The organism is Hanstruepera flava (assembly GCF_023634025.1).
In the GTDB taxonomy this organism is placed as follows: Bacteria; Bacteroidota; Bacteroidia; order Flavobacteriales; family Flavobacteriaceae; genus Hanstruepera; species Hanstruepera flava.
In genome coordinates this window covers 86,131-99,972 of sequence record NZ_JALJCW010000003.1, presented here as the reverse complement: position 1 = coordinate 99,972, position 13,842 = coordinate 86,131, and the positions used below count along the sequence as shown (strand labels likewise).

13 protein-coding genes and 1 tRNA gene are annotated in these 13,842 nt (G+C 33.5%); 11 read left to right on the top strand and 3 right to left on the bottom strand.

Annotated features, from left to right (window positions below; all coding sequences use genetic code 11):
* The first annotated feature begins 55 nt into the window (after positions 1-55).
* Positions 56-1,099, top strand: coding sequence for an NAD(P)/FAD-dependent oxidoreductase (locus MTX13_RS10565; RefSeq protein ID WP_250434748.1), 1,044 nt, complete (start codon positions 56-58; stop codon positions 1,097-1,099).
* On the opposite strand, the gene MTX13_RS10560 is transcribed toward MTX13_RS10565, so the two are convergent.
* Complete coding sequence (locus MTX13_RS10560; protein WP_250434746.1) at positions 1,089-1,472, bottom strand: DUF983 domain-containing protein; 384 nt, start codon at positions 1,470-1,472, stop codon at positions 1,089-1,091. The two genes, MTX13_RS10565 and MTX13_RS10560, sit on opposite strands and share 11 nt — an antisense overlap.
* 80 nt (positions 1,473-1,552) lie before the next feature.
* Between MTX13_RS10560 and MTX13_RS10555 the strand changes: the two genes are divergently transcribed.
* The 7 genes from MTX13_RS10555 (at position 1,553) to MTX13_RS10525 (ending at position 7,371) form a co-directional block, all read left to right on the top strand.
* Positions 1,553-3,460 carry an ABC-F family ATP-binding cassette domain-containing protein gene (locus MTX13_RS10555; RefSeq protein ID WP_250434745.1) on the top strand — a complete coding sequence of 636 codons (1,908 nt, stop codon included), beginning with the start codon at positions 1,553-1,555 and terminating at the stop codon, positions 3,458-3,460.
* 113 nt (positions 3,461-3,573) lie between these two features.
* Positions 3,574-4,395, top strand: coding sequence for a Two component regulator three Y domain protein (locus tag MTX13_RS10550; RefSeq protein WP_250434742.1), 822 nt, complete (start codon positions 3,574-3,576; stop codon positions 4,393-4,395).
* Between the two features lie 119 nt (positions 4,396-4,514).
* On the top strand, positions 4,515-4,649 hold the full coding sequence (locus MTX13_RS10545; protein WP_394801247.1) for a CPXCG motif-containing cysteine-rich protein: 135 nt from the start codon (positions 4,515-4,517) through the stop codon (positions 4,647-4,649).
* Between the two features lie 56 nt (positions 4,650-4,705).
* Positions 4,706-4,778: transfer RNA gene (locus MTX13_RS10540), tRNA-Met, on the top strand.
* Positions 4,779-4,831: 53 nt separating this feature from the next.
* A complete protein-coding gene (locus MTX13_RS10535; RefSeq protein ID WP_250434740.1) occupies positions 4,832-6,187 on the top strand; it encodes a tyrosine-type recombinase/integrase in 1,356 nt (451 codons plus the stop codon).
* Positions 6,184-6,864 carry a hypothetical protein gene (locus MTX13_RS10530; RefSeq protein ID WP_250434739.1) on the top strand — a complete coding sequence of 227 codons (681 nt, stop codon included), beginning with the start codon at positions 6,184-6,186 and terminating at the stop codon, positions 6,862-6,864. Before MTX13_RS10535 ends, MTX13_RS10530 begins: the two co-directional genes overlap by 4 nt.
* Positions 6,865-6,900: 36 nt before the next feature.
* Positions 6,901-7,371 carry a hypothetical protein gene (locus MTX13_RS10525; protein ID WP_250434738.1) on the top strand — a complete coding sequence of 157 codons (471 nt, stop codon included), beginning with the start codon at positions 6,901-6,903 and terminating at the stop codon, positions 7,369-7,371.
* Positions 7,372-7,402: 31 nt separating this feature from the next.
* Here the strand turns inward: MTX13_RS10525 and MTX13_RS10520 are convergent, their stop codons facing one another.
* The gene (locus tag MTX13_RS10520; RefSeq protein ID WP_250434729.1) at positions 7,403-8,173 is read right to left on the bottom strand and encodes an XRE family transcriptional regulator; all 771 of its coding nucleotides are present in this window, start codon (positions 8,171-8,173) and stop codon (positions 7,403-7,405) included.
* A 52-nt stretch (positions 8,174-8,225) separates the two neighbouring features.
* Here MTX13_RS10520 and dinB point away from each other — a divergent pair, with 52 nt between their 5' ends.
* From dinB to MTX13_RS10505, 3 genes are read left to right on the top strand one after another with little or no spacing between them, the layout of a single operon-like run.
* A complete protein-coding gene (gene dinB / locus MTX13_RS10515; protein ID WP_250434727.1) occupies positions 8,226-9,440 on the top strand; it encodes a DNA polymerase IV in 1,215 nt (404 codons plus the stop codon).
* Entirely contained in the window at positions 9,440-12,397 is a 2,958-nt protein-coding gene (locus MTX13_RS10510; protein WP_250434721.1) for a DNA polymerase III subunit alpha, read from the top strand. Before dinB ends, MTX13_RS10510 begins: the two co-directional genes overlap by 1 nt.
* Before the next feature lie 34 nt (positions 12,398-12,431).
* Entirely contained in the window at positions 12,432-13,169 is a 738-nt protein-coding gene (locus MTX13_RS10505) for an SOS response-associated peptidase (RefSeq protein ID WP_250434720.1), read from the top strand.
* Between the two features lie 218 nt (positions 13,170-13,387).
* Here MTX13_RS10505 and MTX13_RS10500 read toward each other — a convergent pair whose 3' ends face one another.
* Positions 13,388-13,822, bottom strand: coding sequence for a hypothetical protein (locus MTX13_RS10500; protein ID WP_250434719.1), 435 nt, complete (start codon positions 13,820-13,822; stop codon positions 13,388-13,390).
* Positions 13,823-13,842 lie beyond the last annotated feature (20 nt).

Genomic DNA, 13,842 nt, shown 5'->3' with positions numbered 1-13,842 from the left:
TTTTTAAGTGGGCGTTTTTTTTACACCTTGCTTAAAGAACACTATTTTTGCCATTATGAATGTTGACTATATAATTGTTGGTTGTGGTTTAGCAGGTATTTCCTTCGCTGAAACTTTGCGTAAAGCCAATAGGTCGTTTGTTGTAATAGACAATGCATCGCAACGTTCGTCGTTAGTCGCAGCAGGTATGTACAATCCAGTAATCTTAAAACGATTTTCTGAAGTTTGGAAAGCGCAAGAGCAGTTACAGATAGCTTTACCTTTTTATAAGGAATTGGAAGTTCTTTTAAATAAAAAAATTGATTATAAATTATCGGTTTTAAGGCGCTTTGCTTCAATTGAAGAACAAAACATGTGGTTTCATGCTACAGATAATCCTGTTTTAGAGCCTTTTTTAAGCGATTTACTGGTTCAAAACAATAATCTGTGCATAGATGCTCCATACGGTTTTGGAAAGGTTTTAAATGCAGGCAGAATAGATACAGATGTTTTGTTGAAACAATATGTAGACTACTTAAAAAAGCAAAACTTGTTTTTTGAGGAAACATTTAGTTATGCCGAATTAAATTCTGATAACGGTATTATTTCATACAAGGGAATAACAGCAAAACATATTGTTTTTTGCGAAGGGTTTGGCCTTAAAGCCAATCCATATTTTAATGACTTGCCTTTGAATGGAACAAAAGGCGAACTAATAACAATACAAGCTCCAGATTTAAAGATTGATTTTTCGTTAAAGGCTTCGGTTTTCCTAATTCCAGAGGAAGAAGATATATATTCTGTTGGAGCAACCTATAATTGGGAAGATAAAACAAATACACCAACCCATAAGGCCAGGGAAGAATTAGTTACGAAAGTAAAAACGTTTTTAAAATGTAATTTTGAAGTGGTCGGTCAGAAGGCAGGTATTCGTCCAACAGTAAAGGATAGAAGACCGTTGGTAGGTACACATAAAAAGTATAAAAATATTCACGTTTTAAACGGATTAGGTACGCGAGGCGTTATGATAGGGCCTTATGTTGCCAAGCAACTTTATAATAATATAGAAGAAGGTGTATCCCTAAATCCTGAAATAGATATTTCGCGCTTTATTTCTTAACAAGTGTTTTATCGTAATGCATAAAAATATTAATCCATATGTTACGCGATAAACGCATAATAATGGGACCGCACACGATTAATGTACCAACAATTGCAATAAAAGCCGTTAATAAATCGGTGCCTATAAATAAATAACTAATTACAAATGCTGCTACCGCAAAGGCAATTCCAACAGCATAACTAACATACATAGAGCCATAAAAAAACGACGGTTCAATACGGTATTTAGTATGGCATTTTGAACAGGTTTCCTTAATTTTTAAAACATCCGATAAAACATAAGGATTCTTGTTTTCATACATAGACTCCTGATGGCATTTTGGACAAGCACCTGTAAGTATACTATATAGCTTGGTTCCTTTTGTTATCATATTTAAAAGTTTATTTTTGCGTTTTAAGGAATACAAAATTATACTTTTATTTAGTAACCTCCGGTAACAATTGTAACATAATGCTTAATATTCATAATCTTTCTATTTCATTTCAAGGCGAATACTTGTTCGAGGAGATTGCATTTAAATTATCTGCGGGAGACCGTATAGGTTTAATTGGAAAAAATGGAGCGGGTAAGTCAACCATGCTTAAAATTCTTGCAAAAGAATTAGACCCAGATTCGGGGCAAATAGCTGCAGACAAAAGCTTGAAAATAGGTTTTTTAAAACAAGATTTAGATTTTGAGTTTGGCAAAACGGTTTTAGAGGAATCTTATGAAGCTTTTCATGAGATAAAAAAAATAGAACGTGAGATTGAAGGCGTTAATAAGCAATTAGCTGAAAGAACCGATTATGAGAGCGATGGCTATAATCAATTAATGATTGACTTAAATGAGCTACAACACCAGTATGAGATTCATGGTGGTTACAATTACCAAGGTGAAACCGAAAAGATATTACAAGGGTTAGGATTTAAGCGTGAAGACTTTGATAAACTAACCGATACGTTTTCTGGTGGTTGGCGTATGCGCATTGAACTCGCCAAGCTTCTGCTTCAAAATAACGACTTACTGTTGTTAGATGAGCCTACAAACCATTTGGATATTGAATCCATAATTTGGCTAGAAGGATTCTTAAAAAATTATCCTGGTGCTGTTGTTATTGTATCGCATGACAAGATGTTTTTAGATAATGTAACCAATCGTACCATTGAAATTTCTCTAGGACGTATATATGATTACAATAAGCCTTATACTAAATTTCTGGAACTTCGTAAAGAAATAAAAGAGCAGCAGCTAGCCACGCAAAAAAATCAAGAGAAGCATATACAACAAACGGAAAAGTTGATTGAAAAGTTTCGAGCCAAAGCATCAAAGGCTACTATGGCCCAATCTTTAATAAAGAAATTGGACCGCATGGACCGTGTTGAGGTAGATGAAGACGATAATAGTGTCATGACTTTAAGATTTCCTGTTTCTGTAACCCCAGGAAAGGTGGTTATTGAAGCGCAAAATGTTTCTAAAAGTTATGGTGACTTACAAGTATTAAACAACATTAGCCTATCTATACCACGAGATGCTAAAACAGCCTTTGTTGGACAAAATGGTCAAGGAAAATCTACTTTGGCTAAAATAATCGTGGGAGAAATAAAGCACCAAGGCGAATTAAAATTGGGACACAATGTACAGATAGCCTATTTTGCCCAAAATCAGGCTGAATATCTTGATGGTAATAAAACCGTATTAGACACTATGATTGATGCGGCAAATGAATCCAATAGAAGTAAAGTTAGAGATATACTGGGTTCGTTTTTGTTTCGGGGCGACGAAGTAGAAAAATACGTTCGCGTGCTTTCAGGAGGCGAAAGGAATAGATTGGCCTTGGCTAAATTATTGCTTCAACCCTTTAATGTTTTGGTAATGGATGAGCCTACTAACCATTTAGATATCAAATCGAAAAATGTACTAAAAGAGGCTTTAAAAAACTTTGAAGGCACTTTAATTTTAGTTTCACACGACCGTGATTTTCTTCAAGGTCTTACAGAAACAGTTTATGAATTTAAAGATCATAAAATAAAGGAGTATTTAGGTAATATAGACTATTATTTAGAGCAACGCAATGTGGAGAACTTGAGAGAGGTTGAAAAACGTAATGTAGAAAAAGAAAAGCCAAAAACAAGTAATAAAGACTCTTATGAAGCTCAAAAGAAACTAAAATCCTTAAATAATAAGTTAAGCAATTTAGAGTCTAAAATTCATGAGTTGGAAAAGGAAATAAAAGGTATTGATGTTGAGCTTGCAACCAATTATGACGAAGTAGTATCTAACCCCAGTTTTTTTGATAAGTATAATGCCAAAAAGGAGAAATTGGAAAAATTAATGTCTGAATGGGAAACGGTTCAAGAAGCTATTGATTCTAGTAATTAATTGATAATTAGCCTTATAAATTCTTAACGAAACGTGCAGTTCATCGAATAAATTTGGTTTTAAACCTAATTAAGTCTAATATTGATATAGATTAAACCCAAATCTATTGAAATATGAGAACTTTTACACAAACACTTATGTGCCTTTTTGTTTCTGCAATTACGTTTGCAAATGTCTCTACTAACGAAAAGGAAGTACTAATAGCTTTATATAATTCAACACAGGGCGAACAGTGGAAAAACACTTGGGATTTTAGTACGCCAGTAGAAACATGGTACGGAGTAACCGTTAAAAATAATCATGTTGTTGAATTAAGTTTAGAATTTAATAATCTTCAAGGACATTTACCTCAAGAAATAGGTGAACTTTCTTATTTGCAAAAACTAAATTTAGGTTTTAATAAAATTTCAGGAGAAATACCAAGTTCTATAGGAAACTTAACAGAATTGGTTTCTTTAGAGTTATTTATGAATAGTTTTGAAGGTGAAATTCCTAACGAAATTGGTCAACTTTCCAATTTAGAAATATTAAGATTATACAGTAATAATTTAATAGGCGAAATACCAACAACTATTGGTAGCTTAACTAACTTGAAAGAATTATTATTAGGAAGCAACAATTTAACAGGAACTATTCCAACTCAAATAGCAACCCTAATTAACCTACAAAAATTAAGTTTAATCGATAATGAGATTTCTGGTGAAGTACCAGTTGAAATTGCAGGATTATTACAATTGGAACAATTGATTTTAGCTAGCAATGAATTAACAGGTGATTTACCGTTCGAGATTTCTCATTTCCCTAAATTAGAAACGTTTATGGTAAGTGATAACAAATTAAATCAAGACTACATTAGTATGATTAATGGTAACAATCCAAATTTTCTGGATTTCAATGCTAGTAATGAAGCAACAACAATTACAGACAATGATTAATTATTAAGTTTTAATATCATTAAAAAAGAGGAGATCAAATAAAAGGTCTCCTTTTTTTGTATTTTTAAGTTATGATTCAACACTTTTTTCAATGTCCATATTGTTGGCAAACCATATCAATGTTTTTGGACGAATCCATTACTAAACAAGAATATATTGAAGACTGTGAAGTATGCTGTAACCCTATTCAAATTCAATTTGTTATCGATAAAGCATTGGTGACTTTATTTGAGGTTAAAAGTATTGAGCAATAATTTATGCAAATAATACTTGTTATATTTAAAAACGGTTGTATATTTGCAGTCCACATCGCGGGATAGAGCAGTAGGTAGCTCGTCGGGCTCATAACCCGAAGGTCACTGGTTCGAGTCCAGTTCCCGCTACAAATGACAAAGTCACGTATATAAACGGTTTGGTGTTGCCAAACCGTTTTTTTATGCGTAATTTTAACGACCTAATTGAGCAAGAATACAAAAGTGCATACGAAAGTGCATACGATTTGTCATTGAAAAAAGAATTTTCCACACCCAAAATCTACACGGCGAACAACGATTTATCCAAACGTTGGTATGTGTATTTTTCCTTTAGAAATCCTGAAACAGGAAAGTTAAAACGTCAGACACCAATTTATGGTGAAGCAAACAAATACAAGACCAAAGAAGAGCGGTTAGCTGTTTTGACTATTTTACGACAAGTATTACAAAAGCTTTTACGCCAAGGTTACAACCCATACCAGGACAATGAGACCCTTTATCGTGAAAGCCAAGAAAAAGACCCAACAACAGTAGTAAACAAAAATCTAGAATATACAAAAGATTCCATTAGGCAAGACAATAATGACATAGCAAATAAAGTAGAGGTTAAAGAAACGCCAATTGAGGAATTAGGAGCTACTTTACAGGAAGCTTTTGATTTTGATTTTGTGATTAAAAAGAAGACCTTACAGGCCAGTAGTTTACGTTCTTATGGAAGCCACATCAAAATATTTAAGGAATGGCTTAACAATAACAAGAAGGACGTTAAATATATAAAACAGGTAAATAAGGCAATGGTTTCAGCATTTCTACTTGAAATTATGACCAAAACATCCGCTAGGAACAGGAATAATTATAGAGCTAGTTTGAGCAGTTTTTTTTCAACATTGGAAGAGCATGAAATGGTTCGAGAGAACTTTATTAAAATAATCAAGAATCTTAAGACCAAGACAACACGAAATAAAACCTATACAAAAATTCAGCAGCAGGAAATATTTGACCATTTAGAAAATGAGGATCCTACACTGTTATTATTTATAAAGTTTGTTTCCTATAATTTTTTACGCCCAATAGAAGTTTGTAGGTTGAAAATAGGAGATATTAATGCTGAAAACCGAACGTTGAGTTTTAAGGCAAAGAACAGTCCGTTAAAAACTAAAATCATTCCTGAAGTGTTGTGGGGAGATCTACCAAATCTGGATGAACATAAACCAGAAAATTTTCTATTTACACCTGAAGGTATTGGTGGAGAGTGGGAAACAACAGCCGACAATAAGCGCAACTACTTCTCCAAACGTTTTAAAAGAGTGGTGAAGGATAAGTTTGGATTAGGAGAAGAATATGGCCTATATAGTTTTAGACATACCTATATTACAAAACTATATCGAGAATTAAGAAAGACCTTGACTCCATTTGAGACTAAAAGTTATCTTATGCAAATAACAGGACATTCAACGATGTTGGCTCTTGAACAGTACCTAAGAGATATAGATGCAGAGTTACCTGAGGATTATTCAAAATTCATTGAGCCTAAATGAAAGGAAAGTTAGAACAGATTTTGCATGAAACTACAGTAAACCTGTTTAAGGTTAGTATTTTCTATATTCCAGAATCGTTACTTGAGTTAATGAATATTCAAAAGACAAAGGACGTGGTAAAGGATATAAACAAATTGGTTTTGATTGATAAGGATGGCTTTACATTAGATCTTGAAGATACGAAGGCAGGCATGTTCATTCTGTCAAAAAAACGGTTCCTTGATGAAAATATCATTCTGTTGTATGATTTTAAGGAAAACAATAGCAAAGGAGGGTTTGAGTATGTTTTAGAAAAATATGGTGAGATGGTTAATTCATTATTGTATTTAAGTGATTGGTTAAATAACCACGTACAGGATGACATACTTAATATATCAACTGACCAGAAAACGGCTTTAAAATTACAGCACCAATTTTTTTTAAGTCATAAACATGAGTTTGAAAAAAAGTTCTGTAAAATGTCTCAAGTTTTTGCGAATAGCAAGTTAAATACCAAAACCATCTTGAGTAATCTAAAGCCTATTGTTCCAAAACTAAATAAGCAGTTTGTTCAGAAACCAATAAGTAAAGGTTTGGATAGGAGAGAACATATTAAAAAGTTAAAAACAGATACAAGAGCAAAAGCTGAAAACTATCTTTTGGAAACTGTTTTTGGTGTAAATATTATCAAAAATTAGTAAATTTACGTCAAATGAACGTATATTTGACGTATAATGAGAGATTCAAAATATTATACCTGTAAGTTTTGCTTTGAGCAATTTGTGCCAACTAGGCGTGTTGTGCAAAAGTATTGTAGTAATAGTTGTCGTTCCAAAGCGTATCATCACCGAAAGAAGAATCAAGATCAAACAAAACAAGAAAACGGTCTCCTTCAAAATGTTTCAAATGAACTAAAGTTTGATACAACAGATACAGCAGTTTCAACTAAACCAACCAAGATCAAGGTTGAGAAGTTAAGTGCTGCGGGAGTTGGAAATGCTACTTTAGGGTCTTTAGCTGCTGATGGATTAAAGGCATTAGTCACAAAAGAAGCGGATAAAGCTTTAACAAAGGGTGATATTAGAAAAATTGTAGCCGAAATTAAAGGGCGCTACCATTTGGTTTTAAATGCAGACCCATTACCTGATGGTCGTAAACCATATTTTGATATGGAAACATGTCATGTTGTTTACCGATTCTTCTAAAACTAATAATAATTAGTAACGGTTATTATTATTAACTTATGTTTTTTAATGCTTCTAATTCAACACCTAAACTATTAAACATAGTTATGATACTACTTATTTTAAGTTCATCCTTGTCATATTCTTGGGTATTTATACTACAGGTATATTCCCAAATTTCCAAAACTTCATCAATTGATATTTCATAAGGTTGATAAAGAGGATTATCCGAAATTAATAATAATGTGTTGCGTTCTTTTATGCTATTATTAATCCGCTTGTAAACCATACCATCATTTAATGTCAAGAGAACATAAGTTTTATTATCTGTTATATCCTTTCGGTCCTCAATAAATTTCCCAACCACATAAGACCCTTCCTTTAACGGTAACATGGAATCACCTTTAATAGGGAAAGCACGATGTTTTCCTGTAGGTAAGAAAGGTAATTTAATCTTTTGTAATTGTTCAATGTATTCAGGATCATCATAGCCAGAAAGATAGCCAGCAGATGCCTTGACAGGAACCACTTCGATAAGGTTTTCATTACTTTCATCAACAGTAATTGGAAACAATACTCGTTTGTTCCCTACTTCAATAAAGGATGTATCCTTTGATTTGGTCAAATCATTTTTGATAAGGATGTCAACAGGTATTTTAAAGTAATTCGACAACAAAACCAGCATTTTAATATTGGGAGCCGATCGTCCCTCTTCATAGGAACTTATCCTTGAACGGGGAACTTTTAAATCCTCTGCAAGTTCCTCTTGGGTTAAGGACTTCAGATTTCTTAAGTGTCGGATATTTTTTTGGATATTTTCCATAATGCTACAAATATAAGCAATAAATGCTTATAAATGTAGCTAATTTTGTTGTATGAACAAACAAGTCTTACACCTTGATTTAGATACATTTTTTGTGTCTTGTGAACGATTAATTGACAGTCGGCTTAAAAAACGTCCACTTATGGTTGGTGGAACAGGCGATAGGGGTGTTGTTGCTGCCTGTAGTTATGAAACTAGAAAATTTGGAGTGCATTCTGGTATGTCTATGAAGGTAGCAAGGCGGTTGTGTCCTGAAGCGGTAGTCATTAGAGGTAATTCTTCAATTTATACCAAATATTCCCATATGGTTACCGAAATAATCAAAGAGCGTGTACCTGTTTTTGAAAAGGCTAGTATAGATGAGTTTTATGCTGATTTAAGTGGGATGGATAAGTTTTTTGGTAGCTATAAGTATGCATCGGAATTACGGCAAAAAATAATAAGTGAAACAGGTCTGCCAATTTCTTTCGGACTTTCTACAAATAAGATTGTTTCCAAGGTTGCAACTGGTGAAGCAAAACCCAATAATCAATTGCGGATTGATATGGGATATGAAAAATCATTTTTAGCACCTCTATCCATTCGTAAAATCCCCTCTGTTGGTGATAAAACCTATCAAGTCTTGAGAAATCTTGGAGTTGATAAGGTAAGTGTTGTTCAACAGATGCCATTGGAATTGATGATAAGTGTTTTGGGTTTAAATGGCAAGACAATTTGGAAAAGAGCAAACGGTTTGGACAATCCGCCTTTGATTCCATTCCATGAGCGAAAATCAATTTCTACAGAACGCACATTTACCAAAGATACCATTGACATTGTTAAATTGAGGACAACCATATTTGCTATGGCTGAAAACTTGGCTTTTCAATTACGGAGAGCCAATAAATTAACAGCTTGTATTGCAGTAAAGATTAGGTATTCAGATTTTAATACCTATACCAAACAACTTAAGATTCCTTACACCAGTGCTGACCATATAATTGTTCCCGCAGTTTTGGAGCTTTTTGACAAATTATATGAGCGCAGGTTGTTGATCAGATTGGTAGGCGTTAAGCTCAGTAATATAGTCAGTGGTAATTATCAAATTAACCTATTTGATGATACCGAAGAGATGTTGAACCTATACCATGCAATGGATACTATCAGGAGCAAATATGGAGAATTAAGCATCCAAAGAGCTGCATCAATGGGAGCTAAAACCATTGGCCGATTTAACAATCCATTTAGCGGCGAACCACCAATTGTATTAGCTCATCGTAAACAATAATGTATCTTAATTGTCACACATATTACTCTTTAAGATTTGGCACATTTTCAGAAGTTGAACTTTTGGAACTTGCAACAGCTAACAATTTAAAGAGCATAGCACTTACGGATATTAACAATACTTCTGCATGCTTAAACTTTATTCGTAAGTCGAAAGATCTTGGTATCAAACCGATTGTTGGAATTGATTTTAGGAATGGTGCAAAACAACAGTTTGTAGGGATAGCAAAAAACAATAATGGTTTTTATGAGTTAAACCGTTTTTTGTCAAACCACTCACATAGTAAAAAACCGTTTGATGATATAGCTCCTAGTTTTAAAAATGCAATTGTAGTCTATCCACTGGAACAGGTCATGCAGATTGAAAAAAGGAGTTTTCAGTCCCATGAATATATAGGAATAAGTATCAACGACCTCAAAAAACTTCCGTTTACAATCTATAAGGATTTTGTGGGCAGATTGGTCTTGCAACAGCAGGTAACCATCAGAAACAAAAAAGACTTTAATGCACATAGGTTATTACGGGCAATTGATAAAAACACGTTGTTGAGCAAATTGTCGAAATCGGAAGAATGTTCAGAGAATGATAAAATGTACTCCAAAGACGATTTGATGAAGTACTTTGAACTTTTCCCATTCGTATTAAAAAACACTGAAGATTTGATGTCACAATGTAACATTGAATTTGATTTTGGTGTCGATAGAATTTCACAAAACCAAGGTTTGTATTTAGACTCTAAAGAAGCAGATTTTGATCTGTTAAAAAACCTCTGTTTTGAAAAGTTACCATTGCGTTACACAAATCCTACAAACAAAGTTAAACATCGCCTAGAAAGAGAACTAAATACCATTAGAGACATGAATTTTGTGTCATATTTTCTAATTAATTATGATATAGTAAACCATGCCAAGAGTAAAGGTTTTGTTCATGTAGGTAGGGGAAGTGGAGCCAATAGTATTGTAGCTTATATAATAGGAATTACGGATGTTGATCCCATTGAATTGGATTTATACTTTGAGCGGTTCATCAATCCATATAGAAGCTCTCCACCAGATTTTGATATTGATTTTTCATGGAAGGAGCGAGAGGAAATAACAGAGTATATTTTTAATAGGTTTGAACACGTGGCGTTATTGGCGGTCTATAACACGTTTAAATATCGTTCAGTAGTCAGGGAATTGGGAAAGGTCTTTGGATTACCAAAAGAGGAGATAGATAAGTTAAGTACTGGGCGATATGAAACACCACAATTGGATGAATTGGGAGAGTTGGTTGTTAAGTATGGGAAATTAATCAAGGGATTCCCAAATTATGTAAGTGTTCACTCCTGTGGTATTTTAATTTTAGATAAGCCAATACATTACTATTCCGCAACTGATTTGCCACCCAAAGGATTTCCGACCGTTCAATTTGATATGATAATTGCTGAAGATGTTGGGATCTTCAAATTTGACATTTTAGGTCAAAGGGGATTAGCAAAGATTAAAGATACTTTAGATATTGTCAAGTACAACAGACCTGAATTACCAGCAATTGACATAACACAGGTTGAAAAGTTCAAGAAAGACCCAAAGGTAAATGCTATGCTAAAAGAAGGCAAGGCAACAGGGGCATACTATGTTGAATCTCCAGCCATGAGGGGCTTAATGTGTAAACTTCAAACACAGGATTATTTGGGATTGGTAGCTGCAAGTTCAATCATTAGACCAGGAGTATCCAGTTCAGGCATGAAAAATGAGTTTATAATCAGACAGAGACATCCAGAAAAAAGAAAAAATGCAAATAAGATACTTTTGGAAATAATGCCAGAGACCTATGGTATCATGGTTTATCAAGAGGATGTACTGAAGGTGGCCAATCAGTTTGCAGGTTTGGATTTGGGTGAGGCTGATGTATTGCGTAGAGGGATGAGTGGTAAATTTCGATCAAGAGCAGAATTTAAAGTAGTTGAGGATAAATTTATTGCTAATTGTAAGGATAAAGGCTATGATGATAAATTGACTTTAGAAGTTTGGAACCAAATTAAAAGTTTTGCAGGGTATGCATTCGCAAAGGGGCATTCAGCATCCTATGCTGTTGAGAGTTACCAAAGTTTATTTTTGAAATGTTACTATCCTTTGGAGTTTATGGTGGCTGTTTTGAACAATGGTGGAGGGTTTTACAGTACGGAACATTACATTCACGAAGCCAAAATGTGCGGTGGTATTGTAAAAGCACCATGTATTAATAATAGTGACCATCCAAACATAATTAAGGGAAATATTATCTATTTAGGGTTTGGTTATCTGAAGAATTTAGAAAGTTTTACAATAAAGCGCATTTTAACGGAGCGTCAACTGAATGGAATTTTTAAATCTTTGGATGATTTTATTGATCGTGTAACAATAAGCATTGAACAATTAACCATTCTAATTAGAATTGGAGCTTTCGGTTTTACAGGCATTTCAAAATCAGAGTTATTGTGGAATGCCATTTTTAAGGTTAATAGTAATAATGCTAATGTCACACAAAAACCATTGTTTCGATTAAACCATAAGGTTTTTAACCTTCCAAAATTTAATACGACATGGGTTGAAGATTCCTATGACCAAATGGAATTATTGGGTTTCCCACTATGTAATTATTTTGATTTGATAAATGAACCATTACACCAGCACATACTGGCAAGGGAAATGATGCAAAATGTAAAAAAAAGTGTTCTTTTATATGGTAAGTTAGTTAACACCCGATTCCATAAAGCATCTAACGACAAGCTTATGCGATTCTGCACGTTTGTTGATAGTGTAGGGGATTATTTTGATACGGTACATTTTCATAATACAGTAGATAAATATCCTATACATGGTATTGGAATTTATGCCTGTTATGGGAAAATTATTGAGGAATTTGGATTTTGTAGTGTTGAAATTATTCAGACTACTAAATTGAGCTTGAAACCAGACCCTAGACTGAATTAGAATTTTTGTAATTTAACACATTAAACTACAGATTATGTGCTTTCATACTGCAATTTGGAAAGAACCAGAGTATTGGGAAAAAAAGTTTAGGGTCAAATTAAGTGATGAACGTTTGAGACCTTATTTTAAAAAACCAAGATACCATCTAAATGGTTTTTCGCATCCCAATATGTTGGTGATTCCTCAAGAGAAATCTGATGTGCTTGCTCCAGCAGTATGGGGTATTGTTCCAAACAACAAACGTCATGATGAAATTAAAGATTATCATAAGGAAGCTGTTAGGTTTGGAGGAGGATTAAACGGACAATCCGAAAAGGTATTCAACCATTTCATTTATCGAGATTCAATCATGTATAATAGGTGTATAATACCTGTCTCGGGATTTTTTGAGCCACACGACCAAAAAGGAAAAAAGTATCCATTTTTATTTCGAGGAAGTAATGATGAACCATTGGCATTAGCAGGGCTATATACAAACATAGACACATACATAACATTCACAATCCTTACAAGAAGAGCATCACCACTTTTTGAAAAAGTCCATAATTTAAAAAAGCGTCAACCCTTAATATTGGATATAGATCACGCTCACAATTGGCTTTCTGCTGATTTAAATGAAGAGGATATAAACGATATAATTAATTATTCGTTTCCTGAAGAACGATTAGATGTTTACTCTGTCAGCAAAGACTTATTCAATCCTAAAGTTAATAGTGATGTTTCCAACATTGTTGAGCCATTTACTTATGATGAGTTGGAGCTAAAAATTTGAATTGGGCGCACATAGTTTTTTTGAAAATACTGCTTTAAAATTCAAAAAAAAAATGAAACAATAAACTAGGTGTTTTTTACCTTGGAATACGTATAACTGTCAGTTACGGGATTAAAGTTAATAATTTTCGGTTTAGCACTGTCGTTAGCAATTCCGAGTGGATTCGGACGTAGTCGAATCCGCCGTAATTGCGGTTATACATTGTTGTATGCAGTTATTTATTTCCAAAATTCCCATTTTCTTTTTTTAACAACCTTTAGCAATAATTTTTTAGCTTCTAATTCGCCTTTTTTCGATTCCGATATAAATCCAACCACAGGCAGTTTAAATCTGATTGTTTCGTCAAGCCATTCGTCAAACATATATCTGAAACTTTTTGAAATTTCATTTCGATTTTCAGTAATAAATTCCAATTCATACAGGTCAGTTCCTGCTATTTCGTTCCAATCTGCATTTATTTTTTTTAAGTCAGGATGTTTTGCATTTTCAGTTTTTATTAAAATCAGAACATAATATTCCGTTTTTCCATTCCGTTCAGCCGTTTCAATTTCATCAATTCCGTTTTCATAAGCGTACAAAACGTCAACTTCATTATCATCCTTTCCTTGCGGATAAGATTTTGTCTTACCTATTAAAACTATATTTCGCTCCAAGGTCTGGTTTTAATTGCATA

Coding starts and splice junctions, on each gene's coding strand:
- MTX13_RS10565 (WP_250434748.1), top strand. CDS start 56: ATGAATGTTGACTATATAATTGTTGGTTGTGGTTTAGCAGGTATTTCC.
- MTX13_RS10560 (WP_250434746.1), bottom strand. CDS start 1,472: ATGATAACAAAAGGAACCAAGCTATATAGTATACTTACAGGTGCTTGT.
- MTX13_RS10555 (WP_250434745.1), top strand. CDS start 1,553: ATGCTTAATATTCATAATCTTTCTATTTCATTTCAAGGCGAATACTTG.
- MTX13_RS10550 (WP_250434742.1), top strand. CDS start 3,574: ATGAGAACTTTTACACAAACACTTATGTGCCTTTTTGTTTCTGCAATT.
- MTX13_RS10545 (WP_394801247.1), top strand. CDS start 4,515: ATGTTTTTGGACGAATCCATTACTAAACAAGAATATATTGAAGACTGT.
- MTX13_RS10535 (WP_250434740.1), top strand. CDS start 4,832: ATGCGTAATTTTAACGACCTAATTGAGCAAGAATACAAAAGTGCATAC.
- MTX13_RS10530 (WP_250434739.1), top strand. CDS start 6,184: ATGAAAGGAAAGTTAGAACAGATTTTGCATGAAACTACAGTAAACCTG.
- MTX13_RS10525 (WP_250434738.1), top strand. CDS start 6,901: ATGAGAGATTCAAAATATTATACCTGTAAGTTTTGCTTTGAGCAATTT.
- MTX13_RS10520 (WP_250434729.1), bottom strand. CDS start 8,173: ATGGAAAATATCCAAAAAAATATCCGACACTTAAGAAATCTGAAGTCC.
- dinB (WP_250434727.1), top strand. CDS start 8,226: ATGAACAAACAAGTCTTACACCTTGATTTAGATACATTTTTTGTGTCT.
- MTX13_RS10510 (WP_250434721.1), top strand. CDS start 9,440: ATGTATCTTAATTGTCACACATATTACTCTTTAAGATTTGGCACATTT.
- MTX13_RS10505 (WP_250434720.1), top strand. CDS start 12,432: ATGTGCTTTCATACTGCAATTTGGAAAGAACCAGAGTATTGGGAAAAA.